Source organism: Streptococcus sp. HN38, from assembly GCF_028335765.1.
Lineage (GTDB): Bacteria > Bacillota > Bacilli > Lactobacillales > Streptococcaceae > Streptococcus > Streptococcus suis_P.
This window is the reverse complement of the sequence record NZ_CP116604.1, coordinates 64118-84348: the sequence shown is the minus strand read 5'-3', so window position 1 is coordinate 84348 and position 20231 is coordinate 64118. Positions and strand designations below refer to the sequence as shown.

Genomic DNA, 20231 nt, shown 5'->3' with positions numbered 1-20231 from the left:
CCCCTTTCCTTATTATTTACCAGCTTTAACTGCTGACTTGATAGTGATAAGAGATTTCTTAGCACCTGGTACGTTACCTTTGATAAGGATAACGTTCTTTTCTGGAACAACTTGTACAACCTCAAGGTTTTGAATTGTTACACGGTTGCCGCCCATGCGACCTGCAAGGTTTTTACCTTTGAATACACGGCTAGGTGCAATAGGACCCATAGAACCTGGACGACGGTGGTAACGAGAACCGTGAGCCATAGGACCACGTGATTGACCATGGCGTTTGATAACACCTTGGAAACCTTTACCTTTAGATGTACCAGTTACATCAACAACATCACCAGCTGCAAAAGTTTCAACTGTAATTTCTTGTCCAACTTCCAAGCCTTCAATGTTTTTGAATTCACGAATGAAGCGCTTAGGAGCAGTGTTAGCTTTAGCTACATGGCCTTTGGCAGGTTTGTTGCTCAATACTTCGCGTTTGTCATCAAAACCAACTTGAACTGCCGCATAACCGTCAGTTTCAACTGTTTTCACTTGAAGAACAACGTTTGGAGTTGCTTCGATGACAGTTACAGGGATAAATTCACCAGATTCAGTGAAGATTTGAGTCATTCCCACTTTTTTCCCTAAGATTCCTTTTGTCATGAGAAAAATATTCCTTTTCTTAATTTTGTATTTAAAAAGTTTTTAACGAGCGTTTTTCATGCTCAAATCAAGATACAAAGGGCGTCAAACTCAACGTAAAAATAGGAAAATTCGGCGACGGCTCCGAGAGCCTAGACAATTTTATCTTTTTCACACGGAGTTTAGCCCGTGTTCAATTATGAACACTTACTTTTAGTTTACCTTGCTACTTGATTACAATTTGATTTCTACGTTTACACCACTTGGAAGATCCAATTTCATCAACGCATCAACTGTTTTTTGAGTTGGGTTGATGATGTCGATCAAACGTTTGTGTGTACGCATTTCGAACTGCTCACGAGAATCTTTGTACTTGTGAGTCGCACGGATGATTGTGTAGAGGCTACGTTCTGTTGGAAGTGGAACTGGACCTGCTACTTGAGCACCTGTACGTGTTGCAGTTTCAACGATTTTTGCAGCTGCTGTATCAAGTGTACGGTGTTCGTACGCTTTCAAGCGGATGCGGATTTTTTTGTTTGCCATCTTTTTCTCCTTTTCGTCTATTTAACATAATAGGCTAGCTCCACAAGAAAACCAACACGTGTTGCGTGGCAATGCAACCGAGCGTGTCGCAACCTCTTGCATCAAAGCTACAGCCGTAATTTTTACGGCACTAGAACATTCTATCAAATTATATTGTACATTGCAAGAGTTTTTACTTAAAAATTCAAAAAATCCCAAAACTTTTATTTCAGGATTCTTCATTACTTATTTTTTATTTGAGTTAACTATCAACGCTTTTTTCAAATATCCTTGTAAGTCTCGAATTATTTTTTTGACTGCCAGTAAAACTCTGTCCGCTTATCAATTTTTCATATTTTCAAGTCGGTCATTGATTAATTTTTTTCGATAATCTCTCAGGAGACCCCATAACATCAGCAACTCATCATTACCCAAGCTCGGTGATTGAATCAAACCATGAATATCTTCATGGAGGAGACGATCAAATTTACATTTTTGACTTTCCTGTTTACGAATTATAGCCTCGATATGGTTTCTAAATTTAACTTTGAAGTAGCAATATAGCCTACCTAAGTTTCTAACCTTCAAACAAACCGTTTCAAATCCCATAACATAGTCAGTCTTCCGTAGTTGATTGTTTTACTTTATAAAAAAAATACTGTTTTTTGCCTACTTACTTGGTGGGAGTTAGGTCTCTTTTACTGTTAGCGATAGCCACCTATTTTTCCACTGTTTCTTAAGAATTCTTTGTCGATACAATTCCATGCGATTAGGATCCGCTAAGAAATGTGGTGTTGCCCGTACTTGGTAAGCATAAATGTCATCCAATCCAAAAGGAGCAAATATTTCTAATTTATTTCTTTCTGTTCGACAAATACCTATCGCTGTGCATCTTTCTGGAAATTTTTCAATCGCATCCCTTGATGATTGATACGGTTTAGTATTCGGACTATGGATATGCATATACACTTGATTTTTTAATTCCCATCGATAGGCTGGATAGTTTTGATATAAATCGCTTTCTATTTCCATTGTCTCTTCATAAGAAATATTTTCATCAAAAAACACAAGATCAACATCTGTTTCTTCATCAAAACTGTATTGATTCCAAATGAAATTACGGATAGTTCCCGCACAGAGCCAGCAATCTGATAAATTCAGTCTATCCATTATATCTAATATGACCAAAATATTTTTATCAGCCAGTATATGCCTCTCTAATTCCTCACTCAGCTTCTTACTTCTTTCTGTAAAACTATCTTTCATCTGGCCTCCCTTTTGATTTTCTGGCTTATGATTCATTCCTCGCCTTGCTGTTAAACAGTCTCTTCCTAGACTGCTTCACTCCACCTGACCTCAATTCGCTCTTTGATTTTCAGGCTCATGATAAAAAGGTCCACTGGACCTCAATTCGCTTTCTTGTTTTCAGGCTCATGATAAAAAGGTCCACTGGACCTTTTTATTCCTCCATAAAGCTGTTAAAGACTTCTTCAATCATATCCCATTCTGCTGTTGCGTCTTCTGGGATGGGTTGCAAATCGCCTTCTGTGCCATTCTCATTCTCGATGTATGAGTAGGCTTGGATTTCAACTTCTCCGTTCTCATCTTCTTCTGCACTTGCAGGAATCAAGAGAACATAGTTCTTACCAAACTCTTCTTGACCGTCAATCGTCAATAAGATTTCAAAAAGTGTTTCGTTACCTTGGTCGTCTACCAAAGTAATCAATTCACGTTCGTCGTGGTTGTGGTCGTGTTCATGGTCATGATGATGTGCCATTAGAATCTCCTTTAAAATGTTCTATCTAAATAATTTTGTAAAATCAGCTGAGCTGCTAATTTATCGATAACTTTCTTGCGTTTTCCTCGGCTGATATCCGCTTGCTCAATCAACATGCGTTCTGCCGCAACGGTCGTCAAACGTTCATCCTGGTAATCAACCGGTAGTTTGAATTGCTCAATCAATAAATTTCCATAGGCTTGACTAGCCTCAACACGAGGTCCGCTAGTATTGTTCATGTTCTTAGGTAAACCGACAACAAATTTATCAACCTTATACTGTTCTACAAGTTCGGTCAAACGCTCCAGACCGAATTCGCCCTTTTCTTCATCGATTGGGATGATTTCCAAACCTTGAGCTGTGAATCCTAAGGGGTCTGAAATAGCTACACCAACTGTCTTAGAACCGACGTCTAATCCCATTATTCTCATTAGAGGTCAATCCCATTCCCTTTCAAATAGTAGCGCACCAATTCTTCAATGATTTCATCTCGTTCATGCTTACGAAGCTGATTGCGGGCATCATTATAGCGAGGAATATAAGCAGGGTCCCCACTTAATACATAGCCAATGATTTGGTTAATCGGATTATAGCCCTTTTCCTCTAGCGAACGATAAACACCAGTCAATGTCTTGCTGATTTCTTGTTTATCTGTGTCATCCAGACGAAAACGAACTGTTTCTTCTGTGAATCCCATACTTACACCTTCTTTCATTATCTCTTATTCTTAATTATAGCATATAATCTGTATAATCTCAAAGAAAGAGCAAAAAGAACTCCATTAATAGAGTTCTTCCTACTCTTTATAGGGCTGCTCGCATACGAGCTTGGGCATTTTCAACATTTCGAACCGCTCGCGGTAAGAAAGCGCGAATATCATCTTCCTTGTATCCAACCTGCAATCGTTTCTCGTCAATCAGAATTGGACTTTTCAAAATACGTGGATTAGAAGCAATCAAGTCGATCACTTCATTGACACTTAAATCTTCTATATCAAAATCCAAACTCTTAGCATAGCGATTTTTTGACGATACAATACTTGCAATACCATTTTCCGTCTTGGTTAAAATATTTAAAATTTCTTCCTTGGTGATTGCCTCTTTAGCCAGATTATGTTCGTTATAGGACAATTGATGGGCATTCAGCCAGTTCTTTGCTTTCTTACAAGAAGTACAACTAGATACTGTATAAATTTTAATCATGTAGTCACTCCTTTGCTACATCTTAGTAAGCATATTATAGTCTATTATACCACATATTCCATCCGTCTGTAGACCTATTTTAAAAAAAACTTTAAATTTTTTGGGGAAAATTCGGGTTTTGGTAAGAAAAAAGTTTGGTCTCCCCAAACTTTTTCGCTTTTATTCTTCTAATTCGATGCCGCCATCCAAGTCCAAAACAACATCTTGGATTTCTTCCGCAACAACAGGAGCTTCCTCTGTCACGACTTCTGGTGCTTCCTCACCTTCAATCAATCCATAATGAATACGAATCTTGCGGTCAATTTCATCAAAGATTGCTGGATTATCTGCCAAGAATTTCTTAGCATTTTCAGAACCTTGGCCAATTTTTTCTCCATTATATGAATACCAAGCACCTGCTTTTTGGATGATGCCGAGGTTGCTACCAATCTCAATCAATTCACCTGTGCGAGAAATTCCTTCACCGTACATGATTTCAACAACAACCTCTTTAAACGGTGGAGCCACCTTGTTCTTCACGATTTTCACCTTGGTTTCCTTACCAACATTTTGGTCTTTCTTGTCGCCTGTTCCTTTGATTTGTGTATTTCCACGAACATCCATACGGACAGATGCATAGAATTTAAGCGCACGACCACCAGGTGTTGTTTCGGGGTTACCAAACATGACACCGACTTTTTCACGTAATTGGTTGATGAAAATAGCTACTGTCTTAGTTTTGTTGATAGATGCTCCGAGTTTGCGCATGGCCTGACTCATCATACGAGCCTGCAAACCAACATGACTATCACCAATATCGCCATCGATTTCTGCACGTGGTACAAGGGCTGCAACCGAGTCAACAACAACCAAGTCAACCGCACCAGAGTCGATCAGCTTACCTGCAATTTCAAGACCTTGTTCCCCTGAGTCTGGCTGTGACAAGAGTAACTCATCAATATTGACACCAAGAGCTGCTGCATAGGCTGGATCCAAGGCATGTTCTGCATCGATAAAGGCAGCAATACCGCCATCTTTTTGGGCTTGAGCTACTGCATGAAGGGCAACAGTTGTCTTACCTGAGCTCTCTGGACCATAAATCTCAATGATACGACCTTTCGGATAGCCACCCGCTCCAAGCGCAATGTCGATTGACAAGCTACCTGAACTCATGACTTGAACTTTTTGTTCAGCACGCTCACCAAGACGCATGACAGCGCCCTTACCAAAATCTTTTTCAATTGATTTTAGGGCATCATCCAGCGCTTTTTTACGCTCATCGCCAAATTTCTTTGTAATATCTTCTAATTTTTTTCCTGGTTTCTTAGCCAATGATTTTCTCCTCTTTTCTTAGTCAAACTATTATAGCAAATATCTGCTATTTCACAAAGTGTTTCGTACAAAATCCCAGGCCTGCAGACAAGCAAGCTGGCGAAGGTATTGCCACGAATAACCACCTAAATCTATCTCTTTTTGGGAAATACCCGAGGTCGTAGCCAAAGTGAGGTATACTTTTGCAAGTACGTTGTCCTCTGTTGATTCCGGTTTGATAAACACAGACACAGCCAAACCTAAATCAGCTTGCAGCTCCTGCCGAATGCAGTCAGCTTCCTCTGATAGCCTGCCCGATTCTGTCCCTAGCTGACCGATGACTTTTCCTCCGCTAAAATAAGGCTGGTCAGCCAAAGCCAAACTCAATTCAGCTTGCAAGAGACCACCTGTCCCCTGTTCGACGATAGCAATGGTTTGTCTTTTCTCCGCCAAACGAGTCGCTACCGTTTTGACCAAACTATTGTCCTCTCCGTAGGCATAGAAATAGTCTGCCAGTTTGTCATGTTGTAAGATTTCTTCTTCCAACTGATTCAAACGTAGATTTGCTTCTTCTTGGCTGGTCGCTTTGGTGGACAAGCGTAAAGTCACCTCTCCAACTTTTGCATAAGGAGCAAGAGTTGGGTCTGTCTGCTTGTCAATCAAGTCCGCCAAAACAGTCACTAACTGGCTTTCGCCAATTCCAAAAAAGCGTAGGACACGCGAATAAAGTTGCTGCTGAGATTGGGACAGTAAAGGTAAGAGACTCTCAGAAAACATGGCCTTGAGCTCACTTGGTGGGCCAGGCAAAACAATATAGGTTACACCATCTTGCTCAATCATACCACCAACAGCTAAACCAGCTGGATTCTGCAAAGCTTGACTTCCCTCCACAATCTGTGCCTGACGTTCATTATTTGGTGTACGGACACGACCTGGGCGACTGGCAAAGAAACGGTCTAATTTTGCCATAGCCAACTCATCAAACACAAGATTTCTACCTAAGAAGGTCGCCAGGGTCTGCTTGGTCAAGTCATCCTCAGTTGGACCCAATCCTCCACAGAGAATGACTAGCTCACTACGCTTGCTGGCTATCTCCAGTACAGACAAAAGCCTCTGTTCATTATCTCCAACAGCTGTGTGGAAATAAACATCAATTCCCAGCTCTGCACATTTCTCCGAAAGGAACTGAGCATTGGTATTAATGATTTGACCTGTCAAAATCTCCGTCCCAACGGCGATTAGTTCTGCTTTCATATTCCTCCTCTGTCTAGGGTGCGATTGCTCGCTCATCTAATTAGTTCGCAATTTCTTTCCAATCTCGCAAGTTTCTTCATGTTCATTCAACAGACCTGCTGCCTGCAAATAGGAGTAAATACAGACAGGCCCTACAAATTTGAAACCTCGTTTCTTCAAATCTTTTGAAATCCGCTCAGACAAGTCGTTCTTGGTCGGCAATTCTCGGAAGGACTTGACAGGGTTGTCGATAGATGTAAAGTTAACCCATTCCCAAAGATACGTATCAAACGTACCGAATTCCTCCTGTACTCGAAGAAAGGCCTGAGCATTGGCGCGGGTAGCGTACAGCTTTGCCTTATGGCGAATGATGTCTGGATTGGCAAGAAGACCGTCTAACTCGCTATCTGTCATGGCCGCAACCTTTTGAATATCATAGTTGAAAAAAGCAGAGCGAAAAGCCTGGCGTTTATTGAGAACAATTTCCCAGGAAAGTCCTGCTTGGTAGGATTCCAAACAAAGCAACTCAAAAAGAGCCTGCTCATCGTGAAGTGGCTTGCCCCATTCTTCATCATGGTAAGCAATATAAAGTGGATTATTTAGATTAACCCAAGCACAACGGGACATAGAAACTCCTTTTCGTGAATAACTAAAGTGCGAATCAGGATAAACAGACTGAAACACGACTACGATACTTTGCAAAATTGTCAAACTGAATCCTAAATATCACCGAATAACGCAGTTGACATCTGGCAAAAGGCTTCGTCAAAACTCGCCTTTTACCTAGTTGTCATTGCGGAGGTCTCACAACGAAATTTCTAGCAAAATTTCTGTTCGGCCGTCTATTTTCTCTTTATCCTTTACGTCCTTTGTATCTTATTACTTCATCAGCATTTTAAGGGCTGATTTGATGTAGTTTTCTGCGGTGTCGTTGGTGCCGTCGAAGAATTTCTTGATTTTCTTGAGTTCGGCTGGACGGTAACCAAGGGCTTCCATGGCTTCCATGGCTTCTTCGAGGGCGATATTTTCACTGGATGGTGCTACTTGTTGGACAGGGCCTGCTTCTTCACTCATGACAAACTTGCCTTCTAGGTCCAAAATCATCTGCTGGGCTGTTTTCTTGCCAATCTTCGGAAACTTGGTCAGGTAGGTAATGTTTTTCTGCTCGATAGCATGAACAAGGCCATCATTATCATCAACAGCAATAATAGCCAGAGCTGTTGTTGGACCAATACCTGATACTGAAATCAGACTCAGAAAGACGGATTTTTCATTTTCTGTAGCAAATCCGTAGAGCAAATGAGCATCTTCACGAATCACCTGATGAGTATAGACCGTCACTTCTTGCTGAACTTGTCCTGAATAGGCGTAGGGATTAGCAACCTGCAAGATATAGCCTACTCCACACGTTTCTACCACAATATATTTTGCGGTTATTTTCGTTAAAATTCCTTTGATATAGTCGTACATATTTTTCCCTTATCGATGATAATTTTATTCTTAATATTGTATCATAAAAGCCTCGCTATTGATAGCGAAGCCGTATTTCAGTATCCGACGGAGAGATTTCCTGCACAATGAACGAGCATTGGATAACAAAGATTCCCTGTTCTGTGGTAGAGATAACCCAAGTAAATACCCGTACAAATCTGGGGAATCGTGTTGATAATTTCTGAACTATCCAGAGATTTAGCATGCCCTAAGCCAAAAATGAGACCTTGCAAGACAATAGCAAACCATGGATTTAAAACATTTTTCAGACTATCCTGTAAAAATTTTCGATAAAAAAGTTCTTCAACAATTGGACCGATGATTCCCACTATCAGCAAAAAGATTGGAAGTGGGACGATTTGGTTTATCTTATTAACTGCTGTGACATTGCCTATACCTTCTGAGATATGGAATGATTTCATTAGCAAATATTGGAGAAAACTTCCTCCATACATGACCAAAAAGTCTGCAAGATAAAACAAAGGGAATTGATAAAGCAGTTTCCAGCTCCACATTTTTCCAAAATCAGTCCAAAGCAACTCTCTATAGTGGTACATACCAAGTGCAAATAGCAAGATAAAACTAGTAAGCTGGTAGTAAAGACTATGAGTCGAACTAAATCCTAAATAGCGGTGAAGCTTGACCAGCAGACTGAGCACACCAAGAACAATAAATGCAATAAATAGTCTATCCTTTCGGACCATACGATGACCTCGCTTTATAAAGATTTGGTCAACATGAATTCTTGGATAAGGAAGCCGATGAGGAAAAAAACGATAAGGAAAGGAAGCAAGAGAGTGGCGTTACCACCAACAAAGATACCCAGACTGAATAGGATTAAGAGAAAGAGGTAGTTTATCCAAACTCGTCTTTTCTTCTCCTTAACTTGTAGGCCGATTAGCTGGTCAAAAGACAGGTGATAACGGCGGGCAATGTTGACTAAACTGGCACTATCTGGTAGAGTGCGACCTTTTTCCCAGTTCAAGACTGTTTGCCGTGACACTCCGATTGCTTTTGCCAAGGTTTCTTGCGATTCCTGTCGTTTTGTTCGCTCCATGTGAATGAGCTGTCCAAGATTGGTCATGTTTCCTCCTTTACTTTACAAGCTGGCAGTAAAAATAGCTAGTCCAAATGCTTTTACAGGGGTGTTAAAATCCTTAATACTTGCCCAACTCTCGCAAACTCGTGTGATTTTCTTGAATGCGACGGAACATTTTTTCCATATCCGATTTGCTAAAATGTACTAAGACTGGACGACCGTGCGGGCAGTTATAGGGATTTTGGCAGTAAGACAATTGTCTCAGTAAATCACGCGCCGAATAATCATCCAAAGCATGATTGGCCTTGATCGACCGTTTACAAGACATCATGATAGCCAGTTCTGCCCGATACTGCTTGATTGACACCTGATCCGTCAAGAGCAACATGTCGCACATCTCATAAATGCCAGACTCAATCTCCTCTTCCTTCATCCAAATAGGATGTTCACGCAGAATAAATTGATTAGATCCATATTCTTCCAAGTTGACACCAACTTGACGAAGGGCATCCATTTTGTGGACGAGGTCAAGGGCATCATTCTGCGGAAATTCAAAAATATACGGCACCAATAACTGTTGAGCTGAATTGTCAACCTGTCCAATTTTCTCACGGTAGTATTCGTATTTGACCCTCTCTTGCGCGGCATGCTGGTCAATGATATAAAGTCCTGTCTTGCCTTGTGCAAATAAATACGTCCCGTGCATCTGACCAAAATATTCTAACTCTGGAAATGTCGATGTTTCCTCCCGGTCTAATTTATCTGCCAGTTTTGCCAATTCTTTTGCGCTTAGATTAGGATGCTCCTGATCTTCTGATTCCACCGACTGACGTTCTGCAAATTGAACAGATGTAGGTTTATTTTCGACAGGCGACTCAACAATCTCTTGCCTATCCTCTTCGAGAGGTTTGACATCCTCAGCGACAACATCTGGTTTTAAAAAGAAGTCTTGCCTAATCGTATCATAATAGATTTTTGGCTCTCTGAGTGGTAAGGTGCCTTGCTCTGCTTTTACTTTTGGTCGAGTACTTGACTGAGCTAAATTCTCAAGAGCATCTGGTATCAAGTCCTGCTCTTTAAGCGCTTGACTAATCGCCTCTCGAATCAAGGTCATGAGTTCTTTTTCCTTGGAGATACGAACTTCCTGCTTGGTCGGATGCACATTGACATCAGCAAGATAGGGGTCAATTTCTATAGAAATGACTGCCAATGGAAAGCGTCCAACCATCAACTTACTGCCGTAACCTTCCAAAATCGCTCGATTCAGCAAAAAATTCTTGATATAGCGACCGTTGATGAAAATGGAAATGTAGTTGCGGTTGGCACGAGTCAACTCTGGCAAGGAAACGTAACCTGAAATCTGAAAATCCAGATCTTCTGCCTCAATTTCAACCATTTTTTTGGCAGAAGCAATCCCATAAATCCCTGAAATTGCCTGACGAAGTTTCCCTGTCCCTGCAGTTCTAATTAATTCTCGTCCTTCGTTTACTAAGGCAAAGGCTATTTCCGGATGAGCTAGACTCAATCGATTTACAACATCAACAATATGTGATAATTCAGCCTGTTGACTGCGAACGTATTTGAGACGAGCAGGGGTATTGTAAAATAAATCCGAAACAGTAATCTGTGTGCCAACTGGACGACTAACTGGCTCCTCTTTCTCGATGACACCACCTTTGGCCTCCAAATGAAGTCCGTGTGCAGAGTCTGCCGTAGCTGTCTCAATGATCATATGACTGACAGAAGCAATGGAAGGCAGAGCTTCTCCACGAAAACCTAGGGTGCGAATACGAAACAAATCCGATTGATTTTTTATCTTACTAGTAGCGTGACGGCGGAGGGCAAGCGCTACTTCATCAGGGGCAATCCCCTCACCGTTATCCGTAATTTGAATCATTTTAAGGCCAGCCTCTTCAACACTAATTTCAATCTGACTAGCCCCTGCGTCAATGGAATTTTCCACCAACTCCTTAACCACACTGGCTGGTCGCTCAATGACCTCACCAGCCGCAATCTGGTTGGCTAGTATTTCTGGTAGTTCAATAATATGTGACATCATTTCTCCTACATTTCTTTAATAATTTTTCCCGAATGCTTATTTTTCCATTATACCACATATCCACTTTCCCTCCTTTTCCCAGATAGGCTAAAGAAAAAATGACTGCCTGAGCAATCATTCATTCTTTTGATAAATCGTAAAGTAATCCGTTGTCTGAACAGACTGGTATTGTGATTCTAAATTTGTCTTGATTTCATCTAGAATTGGTAAAGTCTTATTGACGACTACAAATTTTGCCTCATTTTTATTGATGTCATACATCAAGCTATTTTTATTGTCGTCAGTATTCAGATAGGGTTCTGCTGTAGTAATCGTTGCGGCAGATAAACGTTGACTTGAAAGATAGATACTTGCGCTATTATCCCAAACATAAATCTTATCCGAATCTTTTGTTTGTTCACCAATGTAATTGGCAACTTGTTCACGGTCAGTTCTCAAATCTCCCTGTACCAAATAAAGATAAGCAGGTTGAGCGATAATACCCAAGCAAATAGCTAACGGAAGAAAGAATTGACGACGCAAATACCCACGATAATCTTCTACATCCTCATCACGCAGGTAAACGACTGACATCGCAAAACCATACGGTAAAAGAAGAATGAGTTGGCTCCATTGAAAGTTTGCATTCCCAATAATAAAGACACATTGAACTAAGAAAGTCAATAATAGGAGAACTTTGATATAGGTATGTCTTCCTTGTTTGAAAGAAAACAGCATTTGGATGAAACTTTTAAAGAATCCAGATAAGAGTAAAAACACAGACACAATCGCCAAGTCTAAATATAGATAGGAATGGTGAAAGTCTAACTGTAAGTTATAAAGGAAAGTTTGTTGAATAGCTGTCCCCAGAATCTGCGCCTCAAAAGCATAATAACCTACCACATATAGAATCAGAAGAAAACCAAAAATGGTCGCTAATAATTGATAGATCCCTCGAGTAACTTGGCGGTGTTGGATATTAAAAATAAATAAAACTAGACCCGCAACTAACCAAAGGATCAGACTTTTTGGGTAAATTAAAAATACCAATGCCGCATCGATTCCGTAGAGGATAAATGCCTCATCACGCACTGCATTTTCAAAATAGCGGACCAGAAACCACACACTAGTCAAAAGAAACGGAAGAGCAAACATTTCTGCATACATCCCTCCAAAACCAAGTGCAAAAATAAATACATAGAACCAATGACTAGAACTTGTCGCTAGGTGTTCTGACTGACTAAAATAAGCTACAATCTTATAGAAATAGATTCCCGCTATCAGTAACACTATAAACTGGAGGATTCCAAAGATAATGAAAGTCCCTCCCCGATGACCTAAGAAAGCAAGTAAGTAGAATAATAACCCGCTTGTACCAAAGAAATCACCATAAGGGATTTGTCCATTTGCCATTGCCATCCCTGCATATAAATTTTGAGTTTGTATATTGGTTGCAAATGGCATTAGCAGTGGATTGGCTACGCTAAAAATACTTAAAACTAAGCTCCAAACAAGAGCTGGCCAATACTTTGTCTTTAATACTCTTCCATGAAATTCACCATTCAGTTGCACTTGCTGTCTGCGGGATGCTCTACGACTACGTCGATAAGTTTCCTCAGGATGAGTAACTACGTCCGAAACTACATCTAATTCTGTCATTTTCTTCTCCTTGGATTTGCTTTCCTTATTATATCAAAAAGCACTCCCGATGTCATTTCCTATCGGGAGTTCTGGAAATTTTTGCAAACTGCTCTAATTGACGGAAGGTATGGCGTTTGGTTTTTTCAAATTCCTTTAAAAAGGCTACTGTTTCTGCATGTGTCATACCTATTTATTCGCAAAAAGATATTCATTTTTTAAAAATCCGACGAACTTCTGAGATAAAGTAGAGAGAGCCTGTGACAATCAAAATCCCTTGCTTGCTAGATTGCCAGTCTTCTATAAACTGCTGATAGTTCTCAACATAATCTCGTCCTTGTCGGTTTTCCTCAGACAAGGCACCATCATAAGCAAAGCTGGTTAATACAAGGGCAGTATGTGGTAATTTTTCTTCCAATAATTCAAGCATTTCTTGAAAATCCTTGCGCCGAAGGGCTGAAAAGAGAATGGTGATAGGCTCTTCTTGTTCCTGAATAAACTCAATCAAACGTTCGATGGCAGGAACATTGTGGGCTCCATCCAAATAGATTTTTGGCTCTTGAGCAACCAATTCCAAACGACCAGGCCAGCTGGTTTGGGCAAGGGCTTGTTGAATCAACTGAGGAGAAATCGCTTGTTGACTACTTGCCATATAAAGCAAAAAAGTTTGCAAGGCAACGGCCGCATTCTCTTCTTGATGATGGCCTGCCAGACCCAGAACTAATTCTGACAGGTCGATGTCCGCATTGCTGAACTGTCCTGCTTTATAGGTGAATTCCTGACCAAATTGGTGGACAGAGGCTTGTTTGTCTTGGGCAATTTGGCGACAGATAGCTGTGGTTTCTGGAGAAAGTGGTCCTAAGACGACAGGCACGCTTTCCTTGATAATCCCTGCTTTCTGCTCTGCTATTTCCCTTAAAGTCGAGCCTAGTAAATCCTGATGGTCCATGCCGATGGAGGTGATAAGGCTTAGAGCTGGTGCCACGACGTTGGTCGTATCCAAAAGCCCTCCGATGCCCACCTCTACTAGTGCCACATCGGGTTGTTGAGCTTCGAAATAGAGGAACATAATGAGCACCATGACCTCAAAATAGCGAAAAGGCTCATAACGAGTGGCAACTTCCTGCTCCAAGTCATAGACTTTCTGTAAGTAGTGCTGAAAATCATGGTCTGAAATGGGCTGGCTGTCAATACAAATCCTGTCGTGCACGCTCACCATATGAGGTGACACGAAGCTGCCGACACGCAAGCCATGTGCCTGAAATAGCTGGCGCAGAAAGGCAATGGTCGACCCCTTGCCGTTGGTTCCAGCTACGTGAATGACTGGCACTGCAAACTGGGGATTTCCTAGCAGTTCTAAGGCATACTCAATCTTTTCCATCTTATAATGAAACACTTGACCTTGCTTGGTGTTTAACCAATTTTCTAACATAGCCACCTCCTACATACTGTCTAGTATAACAAAAAAGCCTAACGGATGTTGGCTTTTGATAATATATTGAGGAACTCTATTATCCATCAGTCCATTTCCCCCAGTTACCACCAAGACGACCAAAAAAATTCAAAAAGTTAAACATATTACTAATCTCCTTTAATCTTTATGAGTTTAGTATAATGCTTTTTGCAATTCTTCAACAGGACAAAAATGTCACTTTTCCTCTTCTCTCCATGATGATTCTAGCTTTTCTACTAAATGGGAGTCTCCAATTAATTTTGCGAACATAACTGCTTCTTCATAAAACCGTCTAGCCTCCTCGCTATCATTGTTCACATACAACTCATATTTCCACTTAAGCAGATTGAGAATGGGTTTCTTTTGAAAATCTTGAGTTGAAACCATGATTCTATCTAGAGCATCAAAAAGTGGAGGTATCTTGCCATATTCTTCATGTTCACCAAGAATCCCTATCGACGTCAGCATCACATCTCTTAAAATAAATAATTCTCCAGATTCAATCAATTCTACTTGGCTTGGTAACTTTTCCACCAACTCTAAAAAGTGCTGAAAATCACTGCTCTGTTTAATTTCCATTCTCAAATTGATTAAATAGAGTCGAATTATCAACAAATCGTTGGCTGAAAATTGGGGTTTTCTTTGGATTTGTTCAAAATAATCTTCTAGAATATCTTGACCAAATTCTGCTGTCTTCGTTTCAAATACATCAATAATGGATTGAATGGCATCAATCGCTATTTTCTCCTCCTCAGGCAAGTCGTCGTAATAATCATCATAGATTTCTGTCATCATATCTGCCCGTTTTCCCATCAATTCCTCATTTTCATAAGTCGGTGTACGAAGTACATCAAACTTCAGTTTGGAATATCGTTCAGGTAGCGACACATAATCTGGCATAAGCTCGTAGAGCCCCATGCCTAAGCGGGTTGCGATATATTGGATTTTTGAAAAAGTCGGCTTAGAAGTACCTGCTTCGATACGGGTTAATTGGCGGACGGAGAGTTCAAGTTCGTCATCGCAAAACTGTTCACGTGTCAGACTAGCGGTTTCTCGAAGTTGACGTACACGTTGTCCAAATTCCTTATCGTTCATAAAATACCTCCGAATATTCTTTTGTATATTATAGCAAAATTACCACTCAATTTCCATACTTTTTCTGTTTTTAAATAAAAAACAAACGGTTTTACGTTTGTTCAGACTGAAGACAAAGTCCTTAGAATTGATTTTCTAAGGGCTTTTCTTCGTATTTAGGAGTATAATATAAGAAAAAGAACTTATGAGGTTCTCCTATGCTACACAAAGAAAAACCTGACTATAACCGCAATCAGTACGGTTTCTATACCCTTGACCAGCTTGTGCCTGCAGATCATTTCCTGCGCCAAGTGGAAGTTGTGATTGACTTCGACTTCATTTATGACCTAGTAGAAGATACCTATTCGCCTGATAATGGTCGTCCTAGTCTTGACCCTGTCATGTTAGTTAAAATTCCTCTGATTCAGTGCTTTTATGGTATTCGTTCCATGCGTCAGACCATCAAGGATATTGAAGTGAATACTGCCTATCGCTGGTTTCTTGGTTTAACCCTAGATGACAAGGTGCCTCACTTCACGACATACGGCAAAAATTATTCCCGTCGCTTTCAAGAGAAAGGGTTGATTGAGTCCATTTTCACACATATTCTTGGGCTGTGTATCAATGCAGGCCTAATTGACCCGACGGAGATTTTCATAGACGGAACTCATATTAAAGCTGCGGCCAATAATCGTAAGTTTATCAACCAAGAGGTGGAAAAGCAGGCTAAATTCATGAGTGAACAGCTGGAAATCGAAATTAATCAAGATCGGGTAAAGCACGGAAAAAAGCCACTAAAGCCCGTCGAAAAAAGAGAGGTTAAAAACCAGAAACTATCCACTACCGACCCTGAGAGTGGCTGGTTCCATAAAGGTGATCATAAGGAAGTTTTCGCTTATTCTGCCCAAGTTGCCTGTGATAAGTATGGCTGGGCACTTGCTTATAGTGTTGAGGCTGGCAATATCCATGACAGCCAGGCTTTTCCTGCACTTTTTGCCAAGCTTGAACCCTTGAAACCAGAGTATATCATTGCGGATTCAGGCTATAAAACTCCCAGTATTGCCAAGTTTTTGCTTGATAAGGAAATCACTCCTGTCCTTCCCTACACCCGTCCCCGTGGGAAGAAGGGACAACTTCGTCCTAAAGATTTTGTCTATGACGAACACTTCGATTGTATCCTGTGTCCTGAACATCAGGCTTTGACCTATCGCACGACTACCCGAGAAGGCTACCGAGAATACAAAAGTGATCCTGCAATTTGTGCCAACTGTCCCCTATTATCAGTATGTACGACCAGTAAGAACCATCAAAAAGTTGTCACGCGGCATATTTGGAAGGAGTATTTGGAACAGTGCGAGGATATTCGTCATCAAAGAGGGATGAAGGAACTCTATCAACATCGGAAAGAGACGATTGAACGGCTATTTGGCACAGCCAAGGAATACCATAATCTGCGCTACACGAGGGAAAAAGGCAAGTCCAAAATGGAGGATAAGATTGGACTGACTTTGGCGTGCTTAAATCTCAAAAAACTAGCTAAAAGGATGGCAAGAAGGCCTTTTTATTTTGTCCAGATGGGGTGGTTTCAGCATTAAAACAGCCATTTTTCTCTAAAAACAGTAAAAAAGACAAACACCAAAACGATGTTTGTCTGCAATCTGAACAAACGGTTTTACGTTTGTTTTTATTTGTATTCATCAGTTAACATTTGTTTTATGTCCAATAAAGAAACAATCTTCCAATTCTGCTCCACACCATCAATTTGCAGGTTGATGCTTTGAATCCCTGCGTTGATAGCTGTTTCTACATCGAGCAAACGGTCACCGATATAGTAGGTATTTTCTTTGTTCAGTCCGTATTTTTCGATGAGAAATAGCAGAGCTTCTGGACTTGGTTTGCGGGCAAAACCAGAATCGCTTGTCAAGATTTCTGTGAAATGGTGACGGACACCCAAATCCTCCAAAACCTGAAAAGCATTGTCACTTTTGTGTGTATAAACGAAATTTTGAATTCCTTTCTCTGCAGTCCAGTCCAGAATTTCACGCGCACCAGCCATCAAAGGAATCTGCATATTTTTCTCCTTCAAGGAAGTCGCACGCACACGATTAAGTTCATCGCTATCCAGATCGTACTTATCCGCATCACGCACCAGCAAATCCTTGACAGAATAACGAAGAATGAAATTTCTTACTTCTTCACGGTCAAAAGGAAGGCCAAACTGCTCATAGGTTTCCTGTATACCAGCCAAAATCGCTTCATAGGAATCCAAGAGTGTTCCATCCAAATCCCAAATAAATGTCGGTGTCATCTTATCTCCATTCCTAAATTGATTTGTAATCGCAATAAGTTTGTTACTCATCTCATCTGCTCTGCCATTATTTTTCCGTATAGGGATAACCCAAGTGCTCGTAGGCCTTGGCTGTTGCAACCCGCCCCGTCCGTGTCCGCATAAGGAAGCCCTGCTGAATCAGGTAAGGCTCGTACATATCTTCCACCGTTTCACGCTCCTCGGCAATATTGACCGACAGGGTGTTAAGACCAACAGGACCGCCACCGTACATCTCAATCATGGTGCGGAGAATCTTCTGGTCCACGTAGTCCAGCCCCTCGCGGTCCACATCCAGCATAGTCAAGGCCTTATCCGTAATGGTGTCATCAATCAGACCGTCGCCCATAATCTGTGCAAAATCCCGCACCCGCTTGAGCAGGCGGTTGGCGATACGGGGAGTTCCACGAGACCGACGAGCCAGCTCGATAGCGGCTTCATGAGTAATCTCCATATCAAAGATATCCGCCGTCCGCTCGACAATCTCCGTCAAATCAGCCAGTTCGTAGTATTGCATGTGACCGGTAATCCCAAAACGGGCCCTCAGAGGATTGGACAGCATACCCGCACGAGTGGTTGCTCCAATCAGGGTAAAAGGTGGCAACTCCAAATGCACGGACCGGCTGGCCTCCCCAGCCCCAATCATAATGTCGATGTAGAAATCTTCCATAGCAGAGTAGAGAATTTCCTCGACCGCCATGGGCATACGGTGGATTTCATCGATAAAGAGGACGTCGCCAGGCTCCAAGTCGTTGAGAAGGGCCACCAAATCGCCTGCCTTTTCAATGACAGGCCCGCTGGTCTGCTTAATGTTGACCCCCAATTCGTTAGCAATGACAAAGGCCATGGTGGTCTTCCCCAGACCCGGAGGGCCAAACAGAAGCGTATGGTCCAAGGCTTCATCACGGAGCTTGGCTGCCTCGATAAAGATTTTCAGCTGGTCCTTAACCTTGTCCTGACCGATGTATTCATTTAATTTCTGCGGACGCAGGGTACGCTCAACATACTCCTCGTCCTGCATTTGTTCCATATCTAAAATTCGATTTGTCATGAAACCATTATAGCACAAAATGAAAATACTAGACTCAGAGAGTCCAGTATTCTCAGGAGATTATATGATACCTAGCTCTTGTCGCTTGCGACTTAGAGCTAGGGACACCTTTAGGTGAAAAGAAATTTCGCTATTTCTAGCTTGGATATAGTATAACTCGCCAAGCTTAAGGGAAACTAAAACAGAATTCATTTTATTTATTTTCCACTATTCGCAAAAATCGCTCTAGATAGTGCGGATCTAACTCATTATACTGACTGTCCTCTGTCGAACTTTCTTTGGGAATGCCCAAATTCATCAGTCGCCGATCAAACTCCTCTAGTTCGATATAGGTATCGTCAGGGATCAAGTTCTGATTAACAGTTGGTTGCATAAACACAATCTTTTTCCCATCCAGTTGAATTCGATAGCTAAATTCCCCTTGCCTTTCAGACCTGTTCACTGTCACTAGCTTGGTCCCAAAGCCTGTCCAGACAGACTTGACATCGCTGTAAAGATATTCCTTGGACGGAGCCAGCAGATTGATGTCGATAATCTGGTCTTTGGTCACTGCTGTTGTGGTAGAAATCAGCAGAGCGGTTAACAAGACACAGCTACCTGCCAGACCCAAGCCGTATTTCCAAGATAACTTCACCAGCCTCGCCAGTTTTCCCAAAAGAAAAATGAGAAAAGCCATGATAAAAAATATAGCAACCTCGCCCAGACCAGTCGAATACTCATAGAAGAGCCAATCGCTTGGTAGGAAAAATCTTTCGGTCAACCAGCCGACAAGGACAAAGTAGGCAATCCCACCTACAAGGGAGATGAGACCTATCGGAATCCACCAGGCCTGACTGCGGTTTTTCTGGCGAATCTTGTCTCGATGTTTCCACCAGGTTACGAGGTAGTCTCGCCAGAGGAGCGTTATCCAAGCAGTTGCTAGTAGGGAAACCACTGCCAATAAGAAAAGGTTTTCCTGCCGACCTTGTTGGATGCGGGTAAACAGCCAGAGGATGGGACCTGATACCATCAAAGTCTGTAAGAGAGTCATCCAAATACTTGGTAGCAAGGCATCTTCTAAATCTTGTTTGAAGTCTTGAAATTCACCGCTTTCCACAAAAACAATGGATTCCTGTGCTTCTTCCAACCAATCCTCTTTCTTACCCAAATCCCTGACCACTTGAGTCAGTAAATCAACCTTGTCTGCCAATTCTTCTGCTTGCTGGTTAATTCCCTGCTTTTTCTCATGCAAGGCTGACCGCAAATCCTCCTCTGAAAAAGACAGTAGCTCCTTAATCTCTACTAGAGAACATTCAAAATAGCGGAGCAACTTAATCAAGCGGAGCTGCCGCACATTTTCCTCTGAATAATCACGGTAATCGTTGAGTGGATTTCTCGCCACTTCAATCAAGCCCTTTTCCTCATACAACCGTATCGCCTTAGTTGACAAGCCTGTCAACTTCTCCACATCTTTGACCTGCATAAGCAACCTCCATCTGT

20 protein-coding genes and 1 pseudogene are annotated in these 20231 nt (G+C 41.5%); 1 reads left to right on the top strand and 20 read right to left on the bottom strand.

What is annotated here, in order from left to right; translation table 11 throughout:
* Positions 1-12: 12 nt before the first annotated feature.
* The 17 genes from rplC to PHA78_RS00370 all read right to left on the bottom strand — a co-directional run bounded on the left by rplC (position 13) and on the right by PHA78_RS00370 (position 15396).
* Positions 13-639, bottom strand: coding sequence for a 50S ribosomal protein L3 (gene rplC / locus PHA78_RS00450; protein ID WP_004195488.1), 627 nt, complete (start codon positions 637-639; stop codon positions 13-15).
* Positions 640-852: 213 nt separating this feature from the next.
* Positions 853-1161, bottom strand: coding sequence for a 30S ribosomal protein S10 (gene rpsJ, locus PHA78_RS00445; RefSeq protein ID WP_002939332.1), 309 nt, complete (start codon positions 1159-1161; stop codon positions 853-855).
* Positions 1162-1827: 666 nt separating this feature from the next.
* Positions 1828-2406, bottom strand: a complete 579-nt coding sequence (locus tag PHA78_RS00440) for a nucleotidyltransferase family protein (RefSeq protein ID WP_050572088.1) — start codon at positions 2404-2406, stop codon at positions 1828-1830.
* A gap of 193 nt (positions 2407-2599) precedes the next feature.
* On the bottom strand, positions 2600-2917 hold the full coding sequence (locus PHA78_RS00435) for a DUF1292 domain-containing protein (RefSeq protein WP_004195480.1): 318 nt from the start codon (positions 2915-2917) through the stop codon (positions 2600-2602).
* An 11-nt stretch (positions 2918-2928) separates the two neighbouring features.
* Positions 2929-3348: a Holliday junction resolvase RuvX gene (gene ruvX, locus PHA78_RS00430; protein WP_099780101.1), complete on the bottom strand. Its 420-nt coding sequence runs from the start codon at positions 3346-3348 to the stop codon at positions 2929-2931.
* The gene (locus tag PHA78_RS00425; protein WP_024377702.1) at positions 3348-3614 is read right to left on the bottom strand and encodes an IreB family regulatory phosphoprotein; all 267 of its coding nucleotides are present in this window, start codon (positions 3612-3614) and stop codon (positions 3348-3350) included. The genes ruvX and PHA78_RS00425 overlap by 1 nt, the downstream gene beginning before the upstream one ends.
* 106 nt (positions 3615-3720) lie before the next feature.
* The gene (gene spx / locus PHA78_RS00420) at positions 3721-4119 is read right to left on the bottom strand and encodes a transcriptional regulator Spx (protein ID WP_004195475.1); all 399 of its coding nucleotides are present in this window, start codon (positions 4117-4119) and stop codon (positions 3721-3723) included.
* 159 nt (positions 4120-4278) lie between these two features.
* Positions 4279-5430 carry a recombinase RecA gene (gene recA / locus PHA78_RS00415; RefSeq protein WP_024377066.1) on the bottom strand — a complete coding sequence of 384 codons (1152 nt, stop codon included), beginning with the start codon at positions 5428-5430 and terminating at the stop codon, positions 4279-4281.
* Between the two features lie 51 nt (positions 5431-5481).
* Positions 5482-6663, bottom strand: a complete 1182-nt coding sequence (locus tag PHA78_RS00410) for a competence/damage-inducible protein A (RefSeq protein WP_024377701.1) — start codon at positions 6661-6663, stop codon at positions 5482-5484.
* 36 nt (positions 6664-6699) lie between these two features.
* A complete protein-coding gene (locus PHA78_RS00405) occupies positions 6700-7269 on the bottom strand; it encodes a DNA-3-methyladenine glycosylase I (RefSeq protein ID WP_024377700.1) in 570 nt (189 codons plus the stop codon).
* Positions 7270-7521: 252 nt separating this feature from the next.
* Positions 7522-8112 carry a Holliday junction branch migration protein RuvA gene (gene ruvA, locus PHA78_RS00400; protein ID WP_024377699.1) on the bottom strand — a complete coding sequence of 197 codons (591 nt, stop codon included), beginning with the start codon at positions 8110-8112 and terminating at the stop codon, positions 7522-7524.
* A gap of 77 nt (positions 8113-8189) precedes the next feature.
* Positions 8190-8837: a CPBP family intramembrane glutamic endopeptidase gene (locus PHA78_RS00395; protein ID WP_024377062.1), complete on the bottom strand. Its 648-nt coding sequence runs from the start codon at positions 8835-8837 to the stop codon at positions 8190-8192.
* A 14-nt stretch (positions 8838-8851) separates the two neighbouring features.
* Positions 8852-9217, bottom strand: a complete 366-nt coding sequence (locus PHA78_RS00390; protein ID WP_024377061.1) for a helix-turn-helix domain-containing protein — start codon at positions 9215-9217, stop codon at positions 8852-8854.
* Positions 9218-9290: 73 nt separating this feature from the next.
* Positions 9291-11228 carry a DNA mismatch repair endonuclease MutL gene (gene mutL / locus PHA78_RS00385; protein ID WP_024377060.1) on the bottom strand — a complete coding sequence of 646 codons (1938 nt, stop codon included), beginning with the start codon at positions 11226-11228 and terminating at the stop codon, positions 9291-9293.
* Positions 11229-11345: 117 nt separating this feature from the next.
* Positions 11346-12869 carry a quinol oxidase gene (locus tag PHA78_RS00380; protein WP_272158313.1) on the bottom strand — a complete coding sequence of 508 codons (1524 nt, stop codon included), beginning with the start codon at positions 12867-12869 and terminating at the stop codon, positions 11346-11348.
* A gap of 190 nt (positions 12870-13059) precedes the next feature.
* Positions 13060-14280: a bifunctional folylpolyglutamate synthase/dihydrofolate synthase gene (locus PHA78_RS00375; protein WP_272158312.1), complete on the bottom strand. Its 1221-nt coding sequence runs from the start codon at positions 14278-14280 to the stop codon at positions 13060-13062.
* 216 nt (positions 14281-14496) lie between these two features.
* A complete protein-coding gene (locus PHA78_RS00370; protein ID WP_029184821.1) occupies positions 14497-15396 on the bottom strand; it encodes a helix-turn-helix domain-containing protein in 900 nt (299 codons plus the stop codon).
* 197 nt (positions 15397-15593) lie between these two features.
* Here PHA78_RS00370 and PHA78_RS00365 point away from each other — a divergent pair.
* Positions 15594-17080: pseudogene (locus tag PHA78_RS00365) on the top strand (IS1182 family transposase).
* Here the strand turns inward: PHA78_RS00365 and PHA78_RS00360 are convergent.
* The 3 genes from PHA78_RS00360 to PHA78_RS00350 all read right to left on the bottom strand — a co-directional run bounded on the left by PHA78_RS00360 (position 17060) and on the right by PHA78_RS00350 (position 20214).
* Positions 17060-17683 (bottom strand): HAD-IA family hydrolase, encoded by a 624-nt coding sequence (locus tag PHA78_RS00360; protein WP_172020184.1) that lies wholly within the window; start codon positions 17681-17683, stop codon positions 17060-17062. The pseudogene PHA78_RS00365 and the gene PHA78_RS00360 sit on opposite strands and share 21 nt — an antisense overlap.
* 67 nt (positions 17684-17750) lie before the next feature.
* Positions 17751-18752, bottom strand: a complete 1002-nt coding sequence (gene ruvB / locus PHA78_RS00355) for a Holliday junction branch migration DNA helicase RuvB (RefSeq protein WP_272158311.1) — start codon at positions 18750-18752, stop codon at positions 17751-17753.
* A 193-nt stretch (positions 18753-18945) separates the two neighbouring features.
* Entirely contained in the window at positions 18946-20214 is a 1269-nt protein-coding gene (locus PHA78_RS00350; RefSeq protein WP_099806979.1) for a MerR family transcriptional regulator, read from the bottom strand.
* Positions 20215-20231 lie beyond the last annotated feature (17 nt).